Source organism: Thiocystis violascens DSM 198 (assembly GCF_000227745.2).
GTDB lineage: Bacteria > Pseudomonadota > Gammaproteobacteria > Chromatiales > Chromatiaceae > Chromatium > Chromatium violascens.
Genome location: NC_018012.1, coordinates 3,748,169 through 3,763,221, shown reverse-complemented (window position 1 = coordinate 3,763,221; position 15,053 = coordinate 3,748,169). Strand labels below are relative to the sequence as shown.

At 62.2% G+C, this 15,053-nt stretch carries 13 protein-coding genes; 6 read left to right on the top strand and 7 right to left on the bottom strand.

All coding sequences use genetic code 11. The annotated features are described in order from the left end of the window. Window positions 1-232: 232 nt before the first annotated feature. The gene (locus THIVI_RS16690; protein ID WP_014779717.1) at window positions 233-1,168 is read right to left on the bottom strand and encodes an AEC family transporter; all 936 of its coding nucleotides are present in this window, start codon (window positions 1,166-1,168) and stop codon (window positions 233-235) included. Window positions 1,169-1,834: 666 nt separating this feature from the next. On the opposite strand from THIVI_RS16690, the gene THIVI_RS25140 reads away from it, so the two are divergent. Beyond that, window positions 1,835-1,996, top strand: coding sequence for a hypothetical protein (locus THIVI_RS25140; RefSeq protein WP_014779716.1), 162 nt, complete (start codon window positions 1,835-1,837; stop codon window positions 1,994-1,996). A 57-nt stretch (window positions 1,997-2,053) separates the two neighbouring features. Here the strand turns inward: THIVI_RS25140 and THIVI_RS16685 are convergent, their stop codons facing one another. Both THIVI_RS16685 and phaE read right to left on the bottom strand, forming a co-directional pair. Further along, window positions 2,054-3,121, bottom strand: a complete 1,068-nt coding sequence (locus THIVI_RS16685) for a class III poly(R)-hydroxyalkanoic acid synthase subunit PhaC (protein ID WP_014779715.1) — start codon at window positions 3,119-3,121, stop codon at window positions 2,054-2,056. A 57-nt stretch (window positions 3,122-3,178) separates the two neighbouring features. Next, the gene (gene phaE, locus THIVI_RS16680) at window positions 3,179-4,237 is read right to left on the bottom strand and encodes a class III poly(R)-hydroxyalkanoic acid synthase subunit PhaE (protein ID WP_014779714.1); all 1,059 of its coding nucleotides are present in this window, start codon (window positions 4,235-4,237) and stop codon (window positions 3,179-3,181) included. Window positions 4,238-4,551: 314 nt separating this feature from the next. Here phaE and THIVI_RS16675 point away from each other — a divergent pair, with 314 nt between their 5' ends. The 5 genes from THIVI_RS16675 (at window position 4,552) to gatB (ending at window position 9,777) form a co-directional block, all read left to right on the top strand. Then, complete coding sequence (locus THIVI_RS16675; protein WP_014779713.1) at window positions 4,552-5,736, top strand: acetyl-CoA C-acetyltransferase; 1,185 nt, start codon at window positions 4,552-4,554, stop codon at window positions 5,734-5,736. 162 nt (window positions 5,737-5,898) lie between these two features. Then, entirely contained in the window at window positions 5,899-6,372 is a 474-nt protein-coding gene (phaR, locus tag THIVI_RS16670) for a polyhydroxyalkanoate synthesis repressor PhaR (RefSeq protein WP_014779712.1), read from the top strand. A 103-nt stretch (window positions 6,373-6,475) separates the two neighbouring features. Continuing rightward, window positions 6,476-6,841 (top strand): phasin family protein, encoded by a 366-nt coding sequence (locus THIVI_RS16665; RefSeq protein WP_014779711.1) that lies wholly within the window; start codon window positions 6,476-6,478, stop codon window positions 6,839-6,841. 134 nt (window positions 6,842-6,975) lie between these two features. Then, complete coding sequence (gene phbB / locus THIVI_RS16660; protein ID WP_014779709.1) at window positions 6,976-7,716, top strand: beta-ketoacyl-ACP reductase; 741 nt, start codon at window positions 6,976-6,978, stop codon at window positions 7,714-7,716. Window positions 7,717-8,343: 627 nt separating this feature from the next. Next, a complete protein-coding gene (gene gatB, locus THIVI_RS16655) occupies window positions 8,344-9,777 on the top strand; it encodes an Asp-tRNA(Asn)/Glu-tRNA(Gln) amidotransferase subunit GatB (RefSeq protein WP_014779708.1) in 1,434 nt (477 codons plus the stop codon). A 31-nt stretch (window positions 9,778-9,808) separates the two neighbouring features. On the opposite strand, the gene THIVI_RS16650 is transcribed toward gatB, so the two are convergent. The 4 genes from THIVI_RS16650 to THIVI_RS16635 all read right to left on the bottom strand — a co-directional run bounded on the left by THIVI_RS16650 (window position 9,809) and on the right by THIVI_RS16635 (window position 14,597). After that, window positions 9,809-10,855: a BPSS1780 family membrane protein gene (locus tag THIVI_RS16650; protein ID WP_014779707.1), complete on the bottom strand. Its 1,047-nt coding sequence runs from the start codon at window positions 10,853-10,855 to the stop codon at window positions 9,809-9,811. A gap of 29 nt (window positions 10,856-10,884) precedes the next feature. Then, window positions 10,885-12,870 (bottom strand): outer membrane protein assembly factor BamD, encoded by a 1,986-nt coding sequence (locus THIVI_RS16645; protein WP_014779706.1) that lies wholly within the window; start codon window positions 12,868-12,870, stop codon window positions 10,885-10,887. A 346-nt stretch (window positions 12,871-13,216) separates the two neighbouring features. Beyond that, window positions 13,217-13,828 carry a hypothetical protein gene (locus THIVI_RS16640; protein ID WP_157174486.1) on the bottom strand — a complete coding sequence of 204 codons (612 nt, stop codon included), beginning with the start codon at window positions 13,826-13,828 and terminating at the stop codon, window positions 13,217-13,219. A gap of 10 nt (window positions 13,829-13,838) precedes the next feature. Beyond that, a complete protein-coding gene (locus tag THIVI_RS16635; RefSeq protein WP_174284512.1) occupies window positions 13,839-14,597 on the bottom strand; it encodes a glycine zipper domain-containing protein in 759 nt (252 codons plus the stop codon). Window positions 14,598-15,053: the final 456 nt, after the last annotated feature.

Sequence of the window (15,053 nt, the reverse complement as noted above, 5' to 3'; positions counted from 1 at the left end):
CTTGTCCGAGCTGCGGCTAGACCCGTCCGCCCTGGCAGTGGGACTGGAAGGAACAGGGCGGATTCGGACGGCGGACGATTTTGATTGAAGAGGTCTTTCCGGGGGAGGCCACGCCAACCGATGCGCTATTCGACCTGCTGCGAGCGGCTAGCGGAATTGAATGGCGTCATTTTTACGTGCGGGACTGAACCCGCGACGGGTGGAAACCGATCGAGCGATCCCGCGGGCGCTGTCAGCTTCCGAGGATCCAGAGCCCCAGATTCAGGGTGAAGAAGGACAGCAGGGTCGTGATCAGCAGGGCGGATGCGCACAGTTCGCCCAGCCCATAGCGCTGGGCAAGCAGGGGGAAGATGGTGACCATCGGCAGCCCGGACAGAATCAGCGCCGCCTGGGTGAGCGTGGGGTCGAAGGCCGGAACCAGGAACAGCATCAGGAGCACCGCAGCGGGGTGAATCAGGAGCTTGCCGGCGGCGATGGCCAGGGCCGGCCCCAGTCCATGCTGGAGCCGTTGTCCAGCCAGGGTTCCGCCGATCGCGAACAGCGCCACCGCCGCCGCGGAACCGGCCAGCATGTCGACCGTGCGCCCGAGCAGGGCGGGCAGCCGCCAGCCAAGCGCGGCGAACAACAATCCGGCGGCGATCGCCAGCATGATCGGATTGCGGACGACCTGGAACACAACCTTGCCCAGGGTTCGCGCCAGGCCATGACGGCCCCGTCTGTCATGCAATTCCGCCAGGATCAGGGTCAGCGGCAGAATCAGCAGCACCTCGGTCAGGATCGACATGGCGACCGCGATCAGCGCCTCCGCCCCCAGGATCTGCGAGATCAGCGCATAGCCCAGATAGCCGCTGTTCGACATCGAGACGCCCATGCCGAAAAAGGCATTGTCCAGCGGATGCGTGCGCCGTGCGACGGCGGCCGCCGTCAGCCCGAGCGCGTAGGCGATCAGCGAACCGCCGACATAGGCGAACAGAAACGCGGGCACAATGATCTGGTCCAGAGGACGCTGCGACAGCGTATTGAAGAGCAGCGCCGGCAGGGCGAAGGAGAGTGCGTAGCGGCCCATGGCGAGCGCGCCCTCGCGCGGGATCCAACCCGCCCGAACCGCCGCGAATCCAAGTGCGATCAACAGGAAGATGGGCGAGGTGACGGAGACGATGGCAAGCAAAACGGACGCGTCCTAGACAGGTTGGCGGGCGGGTTGAGGCGGTGATCGTACGTCCTGCCGTGTCGTTAGCGTGAGTGGGAAACCGTCCGTTGTCACGGTTGGGCGAACAGCCAGCCGCCAGCCGTTATTTTGCCGAGGTTTTCGCTGATCGAAGCTTCCCCCGCTGGTTGACCTGAAACGCCAAGCGCAATGGCCAAGTGCTTGATTCAAAATCTGGCCGCTGGAGGCTGGAAGCTCTTTTCGGGGTTTAACCAAGGTATTCGCTAAGAAATATCCACGGACCGCACATGGCATTCCTTGTATTTTACTTTGTTATGGCTATTTTCGGTTGCGTGGGCAGGTGACCCACTCTACTCAACCGACAACTTGCTCTCTCATTTGACAGCTTGCGAAAAGAGGTGAATGTCATGACTCAAGAAGTGATGCGTAAAAACGAGCGCCAAGCCTTCTGGTTTATGGTTGCGATTTGCCTTGCCCCGCTTATCCCCTACGCACTGCGCGGGGGATCCTGAGGCCACTTGCTGACATCGACTCCGCCAGGGGCGGAGTCGACCGCTTCATTCGCGTCGCGGCAAGGGTTCCGGCCTTTGCGCGGCGCTCCTTTTTGACGGACAAACGTCAGGAACCCGCGAAGAGCGGCCCCCCAACGACTCGCTGGAGACCATCATGGCGAACAATTCGCTTGCCGCAGCCGAGCTTTTCGTGTTCCTGGGACTCGCTGGCTGGCTGCTTTACTACCAGTTTACGTCTTCGTCCAGGCGCGATGGCGACCACCAACAACCGCCAAAGGATCCGGTCGACACGCAAGACGCCAAGGAGGATGCGTGACCGGATTCGGACGGCTTGCGGATCGTCCCGCAAGCGCCCCGCTCCCTCACTGCCCGCTTACGACCGTTCGTTCAACCACTTGCCGATGGCGGGCGTGACTTCCTTCTGCGCCTTGCCGCTGACATAGATGCCGATATGGCCGCCGGGGAAGGCGAGTTCGGTGTAGTCCTCGCTGCCCACCAGACCCTTCATCGGGCGTGACGCATCCGGCGGAACCAGATGGTCCTGCAGGGCGTAGATGTTCAGCACCGGACAGGTGACATTCTTCAGATCCACCTCGCGCTCGCCCAGCATGACGCCACCATTGATGAAGCCGTTGCGCTGGTAGAAATCCTTGGTGAACTGGCGGAAGGTCTCGCCGGCCTGGTCCGGGCTGTCGAAGATCCACTTTTCCATGCGCAGGAAGTTCTTGACCTTGGCCGGGTCGTCGAGCATGTCGACCATGTTGATGTATTTCTGTCCCATCAGGCTGTAGGGCTTGAGGGTAAGGAATGTCCAGTTCAGCAACTCGCCGGGGATGTTGCCGATGGTGTCGACGGCCAGATCGACATCGACGTTCTGAATCCAGGCGGACAGCAGATTGTCCGGGGTCTTGAAGTCAACCGGCGTGACCATGGTCACCAGGTTATTGACCTTGTCCGGATGCATCGAGGCATACATGAGGCTGAAGACGCCGCCCTGACAGATGCCGAGCAGGTTGACCTTGTCGACGCCAAGTTGCTCGCGCAGATGATCCACGCAGCTGTCGATGTAGCCGTTGATGTAGTCGTCCAGATTGATGGCCCGATCGGCCTGATCCGGATAGCCCCAGTCGATCAGATAGACATCCTGTCCGGTGGCGAGCAAACCCTTGATGGTCGAGCGGTCTTCCTGGATGTCGGTCATGTAGGGCCGGTTGACCAGCGCATAGACGATCAGCAGCGGCACGGCGCTCGGGGTGACGCCCTCGGGGGTGTCGTAACGATACAGCACCAGCTTGTCTTCCTTGTAGACAGGCTGTTTCGGGCTGACGCCGGTGTCGATGGCCTCGGCGTTGAGCAGGTTTTCCATACCCTGACCCAGCTTGCGGCTGTAGTCGAGCATTTCCTGGGCAAGTTTGTCTGGTCGGATGTCGATCGGGATCATGATGTTTTGCCTCGCGGTGTTCGTTGGTGACGCAGCGCCGTGGAGATGCCGGCCGGTTTACTCTGGCTTGGCGACGGGCTTGCGGCGCGCCGGAGCCTTGGCGGCGGACGCGGCGACCTTCAGCGCGGTCGGCGGACTGGACAGGGTTTCGCCCGCCAGTGCCGCGACCTGCTTCTCCAGCGCATGCAGTCGATTGCGCAGGTGCTTGTTCTCGCGGCGGCTCTCCTGAAGACGCTCCTGCACCGTGCGCATTTCGCTCCGGCTTGGCATGTTCATCGCGCCGAGCTGTTCGTCGACCATGATCGACATGCGTTTTTTCAGGGCCATCTGCGCATTGATCAGGCGACCGTGGATCTGGGCGTATTCCGGTGTCGCGACCTCGTCGGCATAAACGGTCTCGCAGCAACTCACCCAGTTATCATAGAGCGCGCGGGCCGAGTCGATGCTCTTGCCGCTGTCGATCACTTCCTGAAGGTAGCCGCCCATGCGTTCCACCGACTTCATCCCGAGCCGGTTGTAGAAGCTGGTGTATTCCTGCAGCGCGGATTGATAGTCTGCGGCGCGGCGCATCAACTCCTGATACTGGCCCTGCTCCTCGCGGGTATAGCCGAGACCGGGCGCGGAGAGCACGCGGTCCAGGTTGCCCTTGAATTGATCGTGCGGGATGTTGCGCAGAAAATCGCCGGGCATGGGCGACATGGAGGACATCATGCGCTGCCAGTTGTCGAGCGGCAGTTCCCAGAAGGACATCATGCGCTGCGCCGCGTTGCCGCCGTCGTCCAGCGAGCCGGTGAAACGCTTCTGCATGTCCTCGATCGCCTTGGTCCAGAGTGCCAGGCCGTTGGTGGCGTTGTCATCGCCCGTGCGGGCGCCGAAGGTTTCCGCCATGCGGAAGAACGCCTTGCCCTGTTCCATCATCTTTTCCATGAATGCCTTGGAGGCATCCGGTGCGGCGGGGGACATGGCCTGCCACCAATGATCGAGCGCACCTTCCCAGGGCGTGGTCAGCTTGGCGCCTTCCATGCCCATCGCCTTGCTGCTCATCTCTGTCCAGTTATCCCAATACTTGCGCTGCAGCGCGAGCCAATCGTTATTGAAAAAGGTTTCGTTCGACATGTTTCTGCCCTCCCGGTTTCGTATGGGGCGAAACTTAACACGCGGATTTGTGCACTGCAACAAAGGTGCGTAGAATTAAAGCGCGTCATGGAGTGACCAAGGAGCGTTTCGATCGATCGGCTGGGTTGTCAGTCCCTCGGAAGGTCGGAGTCGACGCGCTTTGAATGATTAAAAATTTCAATTACTTGACCGGTTTTCCGCGACGGCGGTCGGTTTGTGCGAGTTCCCCAACTCGCCCGACATAAGGCATGTCATCGCGGACTCGGTTTAGATCTCACGTTCGCCACGAATAGATCCAAGAGGACATCCACACCATGAGCGAGAATATCGTGATCGTTGCCGCGGGTCGCACCGCGGTCGGCACCTTTGGGGGCGGTCTTTCCGCCCTCCCCGCCACCGAACTGGGCGCCGTCGTGCTCAAGGCACTGATGGAGCGTACAGGGATTGCCCCGGAGCAGATCGACGAGGTCATCCTGGGACAGGTGCTGACCGCCGGCGTCGGCCAGAACCCGGCGCGCCAGACCACCCTGAACGCGGGTCTGCCCCAGCAGGTTCCGGCCATGACCATCAACAAGGTCTGCGGCAGCGGGCTCAAGGCGGTTCATCTGGCCATGCAGGCGGTCGCCTGCGGCGACGCGGACATCGTGATCGCCGGCGGTCAGGAAAGCATGAGTCAGTCCTCGCACGTCCTGCCGCGTTCGCGCGAGGGTCAGCGCATGGGCGACTGGCAGTTGAAGGACACCATGATCGTCGACGGTCTCTGGGATGCCTTCAATCAGTACCACATGGGCGTCACCGCCGAGAACATCGCCAAGCAATATGCCTTTACCCGCGAGGCGCAGGACGCCTTTGCCGCCGCCTCGCAACAGAAGGCCGAGGCCGCCATCAAGTCCGGTCGCTTCGTCGACGAGATCATTCCGGTGAGCATCCCCCAGCGCAAGGGCGATCCGCTGGTCTGCGCCACCGACGAATTTCCGCGTCCCGGCACCACCGCCGAGACCCTGGGCAAGCTGCGTCCCGCCTTCGACAAGGAAGGCACCGTGACCGCCGGCAATGCCTCGGGCATCAATGACGGCGCAGCCATGGTCGTGGTCATGAAGGAGTCCAAGGCCAAGGAACTGGGTCTGACCCCGATGGCCCGTCTGGTCGCCTTCGCGAGCGCTGGCGTCGATCCCGCCATCATGGGCACCGGCCCGATTCCAGCCTCCACCAAATGTCTGGAAAAGGCCGGCTGGACCCCAGCCGATCTGGATCTGATCGAGGCCAACGAAGCCTTCGCCGCCCAGGCGATGTCGGTGAATCAGGACATGGGCTGGGATCTGTCCAAGGTCAATGTCAACGGCGGCGCCATTTCCATCGGCCATCCGATCGGCGCCTCCGGCGCGCGCATCCTGGTCACCCTGCTCTATGAGATGCAGAAGCGCGATGCCAAGAAGGGTTTGGCAACGCTGTGCATCGGCGGCGGACAGGGTGTCGCCCTGGCGGTCGAGCGTCTCTGACGCGAAGTCCGGGGGAATCCGCTGTCGCGAGTTTCCCCTGGTGATTGCGGTTTCAATGATGAAACATTGAAACCGCGTCAGCGCCGACGCGAGTTGGCGCGAACGAGTCAAGAACCCATGCGCAACACTTTGCAGACTATGCCGAACGCGGTTTAGGTGACCATGAACAGCGAGCGTCTCATCAAGAAATATCCGAACCGCCGCCTCTATGACACCGAGGTCAGCCGCTACATCACCCTTTCCGATGTCCGCGCACTCGTGATGAACTGCACCAGCATCAAGGTCGTCGACACGGCCAACGACAGCGACATCACCCGCTCCATCCTGCTCCAGATCATGCTTGAAGAAGAATCCGGCGGCGAGCCGCTTTTCAGCGCCACCATGCTCGCCCAGATCATCCGCTTCTATGGCGGCACCCTGCAGGGCATGTTCGCCCGCTATCTGGAAACCTCGCTCGATCTCTTCGCCAAACAGCAGCAGGAAATGACCCAGTCCTGGGCCGAAAATCCCTTCGAGGCCATGAGCCGCATGACCCAGAAAAATGTCGAGATCTGGGCCGACCTCCAGAAGGATTTTCTGCGCGCGGCCCGCTTCGAGTTCGGCGGCGAACGCAAGAAAAAGGATGACGCGGTTTAAATAAAAAGAATTGCAAAATCGGTGTTGACCTGAGCGGCCGAGACGGCTATTGTGCACTGCAACAATTGCTGCACTGCACAATCATGCTTCTGGAGAGATACCGATGAATACCACCGATACCTTGAACACCGTCAACGAAATGGCTAGCAAGAGCGTCGAGCGTCTGACCAGCCTGGGCGAACTGAACGTGCGCATCTTCGAGAAGATGGCGGCCCGTCAGATGGACGCGCTGACCCTGTACATGGATCACGCCACCCGCGTCACCAAGCTGGCCACCGAAGCGAAAGGCTACAACGAATTTTTCCAGGGTCAGGTCGACGCGACCAAGGAACTCAGCGAGCGCGTGATGGCCGAAAGTAAGACCACCATGCAGTTGGTCAGCGAGGCACGCGACGATTATCGCGCCTGGCTCGAAAAGAACACGGCCGAGCTGACCGCCGATCTGCGCAAGAACACCGCGACCGCGTAATCAGGCGGCGCATCCCAGCGGTCCAGGGACGGACCCCCATTGGCCATGATGCCGGGCACGCCCGGCATCATGGCCAATGGAACCTTAAACATCCGATAAACCCTAACGACCAATAAGATTTTGGAGGAATGACCATGGCACGCATCGCACTCGTCACCGGTGGTATCGGCGGAATCGGCACCGCCATCTGTACGCGTCTGGCCAAGGACGGTTGCACCGTCGTGGCGAACCACCACCCGTCCGAGGCGGATGCCGCCGACGCCTGGAAGCAAGCGCGCGCCGCCGAAGGCTTCACGATCGCGACCTTTGCCGCCGACGTCTCCTCGTTCGAGGACAGCACGCGCATGGTCAACGAGATTACCGAGCAGCATGGCCCGATCGACATCCTGGTGAATTGCGCCGGCATCACCCGCGACAAGACCTTCAAGAAGATGGAAGCCGCCCACTGGAACGCGGTGATCAACGTCAACCTGAACAGCGTCTTCAATGTCACCCGTCCGATCTGGGAAGGCATGCTGGAGCGCGGCTTCGGACGCATCATCAACATTTCGTCCGTCAACGGACAGCGCGGCCAGTTCGGTCAGGCTAACTACTCGGCGGCCAAGGCCGGCATGCATGGCTTCACCATGGCCCTGGCCCAGGAAGGCGCGTCCAAGGGCGTGACCGTCAACACCGTCTCGCCTGGCTATGTCGAGACCGCCATGACCCTGGCGATGGACGAGACCGTGCGCAACAGCATCATCGGCGGTATCCCGATGCGCCGCATGGCGCAGCCCGACGAGATCGCCGCCGCCATCGCCTTCCTGGCCGGCGACCAGAGCGCCTATGTGACCGGCGCCAACCTGCCGGTCAATGGCGGCCTGTTCATGCACTAACGGTCAACCGCGGACGAATCGGGCGCCAATGTTGCGACAAGCCTGATCTCCGACTGATTTTCACAGAGTCCTCCTCGTCTCTCTCATCATGAGACGTTTTCAGCCCGGCACCCCGCCGGGCTTTTTTTTGTTCCGAATCCGTGCGGCTCCCTGGCCCAACCGGATGACAGCCGCGTTGCCACGCCATGGCGTGTCGTTTCGCCGGATTGCGCATGGCGGTATACTGCCGTTTCGCAACGCGACGGCGGCCGAACTGGCGTGTTCATCGTTCGATGTGAGCGTTCCCGGCACCGCAGGCCACCCGACACGCGCGGTCGCACGCTGGATTCGCTTGGACGCAGCCGCGTCACTGCCATTAAGTTAAGGATTTTCCGTTCGCCCTGAGCTTGTCGAAGGGCGGACGGAAAATCCTAAGCCTCTGAGCGTTAAGCCGTTCATGGTTCGAGGGCCTCACCACGAACGGCTTAACTTAATGGCAGTGACGCAGCTGCGTCAATTCACCATCGACGCCGGCCATGCCGGAGACAGTCGCGGACCCCTTCGGATAGCGGGCGGCGTCTGGACGCCGGTCTGGATGCCTTGTTCTTTCGGGCCTCACGCGCGCCCCTCACTCAGGTTGACATCGTCATGGCATGGGAAACCGTCATCGGTCTTGAGATTCATACCCAACTCGCGACCCACTCCAAGATTTTCTCCGGCGCGCCGACCGCATTCGGTGCCGCGCCCAACACCCAGGCATGCGCCATCGATCTGGGCCTGCCGGGCGTGCTGCCGGTGCTCAATGCCGAGGCGGTCCGGCTCGCCGTGCGTTTCGGCCGTGCGATCAACGCGGAGATCGCGCCGCGCTCGATCTTCGCGCGCAAGAATTATTTCTATCCGGATCTGCCCAAGGGCTACCAGATCAGCCAGTACGAGCTGCCGGTCGTGGGCAAGGGTCAGGTCGAGATCGTCCTCGACGATGGCACGGTCAAAACGGTTGGGGTGACGCGCGCCCATCTGGAAGAGGACGCGGGCAAGTCGCTGCATGAGGATTTCCACGGCTATACCGGCATCGATCTGAACCGCGCCGGGACGCCGCTGCTGGAGATCGTCTCCGAGCCCGACATGCGCTCGGCCCAGGAGGCCGTGGCCTATGCCAAAAAAATCCATCAGCTCGTGCGCTATATCGGTATCAGCGACGGCAATATGCAGGAAGGCTCCTTTCGGGTCGACGCGAACGTCTCGGTGCGCCCGGTCGGTCAACAGGAATTGGGCACCCGTGCCGAGATCAAGAACGTCAACTCGTTCCGCTTTCTGGAGAAGGCCATCGCCTTCGAGGTCGAGCGACAGATCGATCTGATCGAGGGCGGCGGGCGTGTCATCCAGGAGACCCGGCTCTATGACGCAGCCAAAGACGAAACCCGCTCCATGCGCACCAAGGAGGAGGCGAACGATTACCGCTATTTCCCCGATCCCGATCTGCTGCCGCTGGAAATCGATCCCGACTTTCTCGCCGCCGCGACCGCCGATCTGCCGGAACTGCCAGATGCCAAGCGTGCGCGTTTTCATGACGAGTACGGTCTGTCGGCGTATGACGCCAATCTGCTGACCGCCACGCGCGAGCTGGCGGAGTATTTCGAGACGGTCGCCCGCGAGACCGGCGAACCCAAGCTGGCGGCCAATTGGATCGGCGGCGAGCTGATGGCGTCGCTCAACAAGGCGGAGGGCGATATCGCCCAGAGTCCGGTGTCGGCGCCCATGCTCGCGGGTCTGCTCCGGCGCATCCAGGACAACACCGTCTCGGGCAAGCTCGCCAAGCAGGTGTTCGAGGCGATGTGGGCTGGCGAGGGCGACGCGGACCAGATTATCGCGGCCAGGGGACTGACCCAGATCACCGACAGCAGCGCCATCGAATCGCTGATCGCGGACATCGTCGCCGCCAATCCGGGTCAGGTGGAGCAGTACCGCGCCGGCAAGGACAAGGTGTTCGGCTTCTTCGTCGGGCAGGCGATGAAGCAGAGCGGCGGCAAGGCCAATCCCGGGCAAGTCAACGAGATCCTGAAGCGGCTGCTTCAGGGTTGAGTATCAACCCTGCCCGTCCTGCCGGACAGGGTTATAGCAGGAAAATATCCCGATACGCGGCATAGATCGCAATGGTCAGAATGGGCAGAACCAGGATCAGCCCGAGCATGACTGGGATGGATCCCAGCAGCACCATCGCAATGGCGATGAGCGTGAAGACAAGGAAGGGCAGGATATTCTTCAGGCAACCGAGGAAACTCAGCCGGAAGGCTCGCAGCACGGGAACATCGTTCAACGCGACCAGGCTGGGCGCGAAAAAAACCGCCATCGCAAGCGGAATACCGAGCAGCATCAGGATGAGGAATGGCAATGCCACCATCGGACTCATCGCCATCAATGAATCCAGGTCGTTCGGATCCGGGGCTGCGGCATCCATCACAACCCCGGTCGAGGCCATGATGCCCACAAAGAGTGCCGCGAGGACGAGCAAGACCCCAATCCACAACAGCAGATAGACCCCGCCCACCAGGGCCAGCGGACCCGGTTTGTTCGACACCCCGGCAAACAGATAGCCGACCCTGAAGTCCTCGCCTTGCGTCTGGGCGTGGGCACCGATCATGAGTCCGGCGCTCAGCATGGGACCAAGAATAACGGTCGCGAGTCCGCCGAGCACGGGCACCAGACTGAGCACCATCAGGATCAGATAGAACAGCAGCACCGCGCCGATCCAGGCCCAGGGACGCTGCCGGAACAGGGACCAGGCATCGGCGATCCAGCCCCAGCCGCGCCCGATCGGAACCGCGCTGGGCACGGGCGAACCGGCTTCGCCGTCGCGCGTCTGAAGCGGCGACGCGAAATGCGACCCGGCGGCAAGCGCGGATGCCACACCCGGCGCGCCCGTCTCGCCCTGAGATTCGATCTCGATGACCAATCCGCTAGCCGTCAGCTCCGCGCCATAGCGTTCGGCTTCATTCACGGTCAGACCGTGTTTGATGATCCGCCCACCTCCCTTCAGGATCAGATCGTGAGCGGTTTCGACATCCATGCCGAAGCGCACGGCCAGGCGGTTCGCAACGTCCCGCGGATCCTGACCGGGCAACAGATTTCCAGAGAACCGGATGCGATACTGTGACGACACGGCGCTTGCTCCTCTTCGATGGGGACCATTCAGGCGGTGAAACGTTTCAGCCAGGCCAGAATACCGGGCTCGGCCAGCCAGACATCGCGCATCTCCTCGCGATACAGCCACGCCTGATCGTCGCCGCCGGGCGTCATCCCGAGCGGATTCAGGCGCGGCTGTTTGATGCGCTTGCGGGTCAGGTAGCCGGGGATGCGCGGCAGGCGTCGAATCGCCGTATTCAGCACCAGCCGCGCCCGCTCCTCCCGGCCCAGCCGATACAGCGCCAGCACCTCGCCATAGGCCAGATCGGCGAGCAGATCGTTCGGGAAGCGGCGCGCCAGGGCCAGCGCCTGTTCGTCCTCGCCATCCCGGAGATAGAGATTCATCAGTTCGGCGCGTGCGCCATGATTGTCCTGGGGGTTGAGGCGCAACAGGGTTTCCAGGGTATCGATCGCCCCCTTAGGCTCGCCTTCCTGAATCTGGCAGAGATAGCGGCGGAACAACAGCCGCAACGCCGGGCGATTGGTCGCCGCCGACCAGGGGATGCAGCGGTCGCCCTCCGGCGGGAGTGTCCGCTCCAGGATCGACCAGGCACGGTCCAGGAGAGGCCGCTGCAGGGCGTGCGAGATCCAGGGTAGCGCGCTTTCGGGATGTTCATAGAGCGCGGTGGCCAGATCGTCGAGAACATCCAGGCTATCGGCGACTTCGGGATGTTCGAGCAGATAGTCCAGCCAATCGGGTTCCTCCCACACATCGGCATCCTCGGCCAGCGAGAGGTGGGTGGAGTCCGGTTTGGCGGACGGATACCGCGCGCGCCAGATTGATTCGATACGCCGCACCGCGGCGGGCGGCCGCAGTTCCGCCTGGGTGCCCTGCCCGGCGGCCGACTCGCCAGTGGGCGTGTCGATATCCCCGGCGGACAACCGGGCGGCCGTGCGCTTCCGACTCAATCCCGGCGAATCCTCGCGGAGAGTCAGCGGGTCGGCCTTCTGGCGTCGGGAGGCGTCCCGCAGCAGCGCCGTTCCATACACTGGCAGCGGCCGGGTGCCAATGACGGCGACCCAATCGCGCAAATCCACCAACAGAGGATCCAGCGCGTCAACGTGGCTATTGACCATGGCCTCCTGCGGGTCGGCGATGGCGCGCTCCAAAAAATCCATGAAGACCTCGTCCTTGAAGCCAAGACGACGGAAGCGGTGCAGCCAGAAGCGCGACCGTTCGCGGGCCAGCAGATCCTTGTGCTGTGCCGCGAGCAGGGTGATTTCCAGCAGGGCGGTACTCGGGTTGTCCGGATTGCTGCGCAGAGCGGCCGTGAACGCGGCCTCGGCCTGGACGAAATCGCCCTCGTCGATATGCATGGTGCTGCGCCGCTGCCAGGCGGTGGCCTGCAGCGGCCGACTGCCCTCGGCGCAGACACGGTTGAGAAAGGCGCTTTTCTTGCGCCAGTGGTCGAGCCGGTCGTAGGCGTCGCAGAGGATGTCGAAGGCCGGCTCGTAGCGCGCATCCAAATCGTCCAGCGGCCCAGCGAAGAGCGGCTCCAGCAGGGCGACGGCGCGGCCTGGCCGATCCTCTTCGAGCCAGCGGTCGGCGATCTTCGCCAGCAGCGGACCGGGGATGGCATCCAGCGCCAGGGCATCGCGCAGGGTGCGCTCGGGGATCTCGTCGAGCAGGATCTCCCAGATGAGTTCGCTGGAGAGTTCGGGCATCTCGTCGAGATCGCCGCAGCAATCGCGGTGGCGCAGCCCCGATCCGCAGGCGCAGGGAGCCTCGGGCGGAAGCGGCGCGATCGGCTGCGGGAGGAAATCGTTGGTCGGCAGAGGCGTGGCGTTCCAGATAACGGTCCCGAGCAGGGTGGCGAGCCGTTGGCTTTCGAGCTTGCCCAGGTAGGTGTCGGACAATCCGAGCAGACTCGGAATCGTCTCCCGCGCCCAGGCGAGGAAACGATCCGCATCGGGCGTGGTCAGGATCTGTCGCACCGAGTGTACGATGACCAGCTCGAAATGCTCGGCGTCGGCGGTTTCATGAAGAAACATGGCGGGTTACTCCGATCAAGCGAGGCTTTGCCGCAAACGCGACCGCCTCCACGCATCAGGGTCGACAGCAAACCTTATTTAGGACAGATCCTGGCGGCGCCAAAACCGAATTCGCTCACTGGCCCCGATAAGACATTTGCAGACATTGTAACCGAGACGAGCGGTGCGATGAGGACGGGAAATCCGGGGCGTCGGAAGGACATGCCTGTCGAATGGGATGAACGGACAATCGCGCGTCGAGGTTGACCTTGAATCCGTTCATGGTTCGACAAGCTCACCACGAACGGATTCAAGGTCAATCTCGAACATGGTCTCGAACATGGGTATGCGCTTTTCCGGAAGCCGCCTAAAAGGCCTGACCGGAAACGGTTCCCACCAGACCGTCGATCTCGTTGAGTTCGTTCTCCAAGCCCCGCGAGCGTTGCTTGAGATCCTCCAGGGATTGCGCCTCCGGGCGGATCGAGCCTAGTTGGCCTTGCGTCCGGACGATTCGCGACTGGGCCTGATCCAGCCGTTCTACCCGTGTGCGGGCGGCGGGCGTCCGCTGTCCCTGAGCGGCCAGCAAGGCGCGCTCGCGCCGAATGCGATTCTCCTGTGCAGCCAGTCGCGCGCGCGCCCGATCAAGATCCGTGCGCACCGCCGCGCGCGCGCGCTCCAGTTCGTGGGCCTGTGCCTTGAGCTGCTCCTGTGCGCTCAGTTCGCCCCGATAGACACCCTCCCGCTCGTCGACCCGGCGCTGGTAGCCGCCGCCCGCGAGACCGACGACTCCGCTCGCGAATCCGCCCTGATGCGGATCGTCGTCGATCGCGCAGCCGCCGAGCCAGATCGGGAGACAGAACGGCAGGCACAGGCCCGCCAGCCACTGCCGCCAGCGAGGAAAACGCCGGTGCCTGAGAGCCCATCCCATGGCCGCGCTCGAAGCCAGTTCGGTCACCGCCATCTCCGCGTGGTCCATCATCGTCTCCTCGCTATGCGACCGAGATGCTGCTGGCCAGCCCGTCAAGGGTTTCGATCTGTCGATTGAAGGTCTGGATCTCTCCTTGAAGCCGGGCGGTATCGGTGGCGGGATTCTGCTGCCGGTAGGTCTTCTCCGCACCCTGGAACATGCCTTGTTTCTCCCTCGCGCCCTTGCTCGCCTGGGCAACCACCGACCCGTTAGCGGCAATTCGTTGACGGACACCGGCAACCTCGGCATCCGTGGCCTGGCCTTTCTTGTAACGCTTTTGAACATCGGCGAGGCGACGCTTGTCCTCGGCGATGACCGTGCGCACGCTCGCGATCAACTCCTTTGTCTCGGTATTGGACTGACGCACGTCAGCGATCATGGAGTCGAGCTGGTCCTCCTTGTCCGAATACTGATTCTGTTTGTGTCCGATATAGGCCCCGGCGAGCCCGCCGACAGCCCCCCCGACCAGCGCCTTTTTCAGGAGATCGGAGCCTTTGTCGCCCTGGATGACGCCCCACAGGGTTCCGGCGCCGGCCCCGATCAGCACCCCTTCCCAGACCGTTTTCTGGAAGGCGCGACTTTGCTCGCGCAAGCGCCGCTCGGCTGGGGTCAGATCCGCCTCCGCCGCCGCCGCGGGCACCGCTCCGCCGCCCACTCCCTGTATCCAGGACGTGGCGCCGGCCACCGAATTGCCGAGCTGGTCTCCGGGAGTGACGCAGCCGCCGGCCAACGCCCCCAACACCAGGGCACCCAACACGGCGCCAGGAGCGATCTTTAGCACGGTTCTCGTTTCGTCGGATTGGCGGCACATCATGAACTCCCTGCCCGCCAATGAGGACGGGCACAACTAAATCTTTGAAAAAAAATGTTAATAAGGCGATACTGACACACGCTACGAATTTTACGAATTGGTATTTTAATTTAATAAAAGCATGGCGTTATACGTTTTTGTTGGTCAGTAGAGCCAGCAAACATACATTTTAAAAATCACCGTATTGGAAAGATTCATGAAAAAAATGACGGCGTACAAAGCCGCTCCCGTAAAACTCCTGGCACCCCTTTGTTTGGGACTCACCCTCGCTTCAACACAGGCCCTAGCACAAAATTGCCCCGCGCCATCCAGCGGCAATCTCTTCAACCTTTCGCTTTGCGTTGAGGGAGATGTCGCCAGCGTAGGGGCTAATTCGATCAGCGACATTATCGTCCGGCCTACGACACCCTACCTCCGGGCGGCTCC

Excerpts from the sequence above, each read along its gene's own strand:
- THIVI_RS16665 (WP_014779711.1), top strand. The coding sequence starts at position 6,476 with ATGAATACCACCGATACCTTGAACACCGTCAACGAAATGGCTAGCAAG.
- phbB (WP_014779709.1), top strand. The coding sequence starts at position 6,976 with ATGGCACGCATCGCACTCGTCACCGGTGGTATCGGCGGAATCGGCACC.
- THIVI_RS16640 (WP_157174486.1), bottom strand. The coding sequence starts at position 13,828 with ATGATGGACCACGCGGAGATGGCGGTGACCGAACTGGCTTCGAGCGCG.
- THIVI_RS16645 (WP_014779706.1), bottom strand. The coding sequence starts at position 12,870 with ATGTTTCTTCATGAAACCGCCGACGCCGAGCATTTCGAGCTGGTCATC.
- THIVI_RS16675 (WP_014779713.1), top strand. The coding sequence starts at position 4,552 with ATGAGCGAGAATATCGTGATCGTTGCCGCGGGTCGCACCGCGGTCGGC.
- phaE (WP_014779714.1), bottom strand. The coding sequence starts at position 4,237 with ATGTCGAACGAAACCTTTTTCAATAACGATTGGCTCGCGCTGCAGCGC.
- phaR (WP_014779712.1), top strand. The coding sequence starts at position 5,899 with ATGAACAGCGAGCGTCTCATCAAGAAATATCCGAACCGCCGCCTCTAT.
- gatB (WP_014779708.1), top strand. The coding sequence starts at position 8,344 with ATGGCATGGGAAACCGTCATCGGTCTTGAGATTCATACCCAACTCGCG.
- THIVI_RS25140 (WP_014779716.1), top strand. The coding sequence starts at position 1,835 with ATGGCGAACAATTCGCTTGCCGCAGCCGAGCTTTTCGTGTTCCTGGGA.
- THIVI_RS16685 (WP_014779715.1), bottom strand. The coding sequence starts at position 3,121 with ATGATCCCGATCGACATCCGACCAGACAAACTTGCCCAGGAAATGCTC.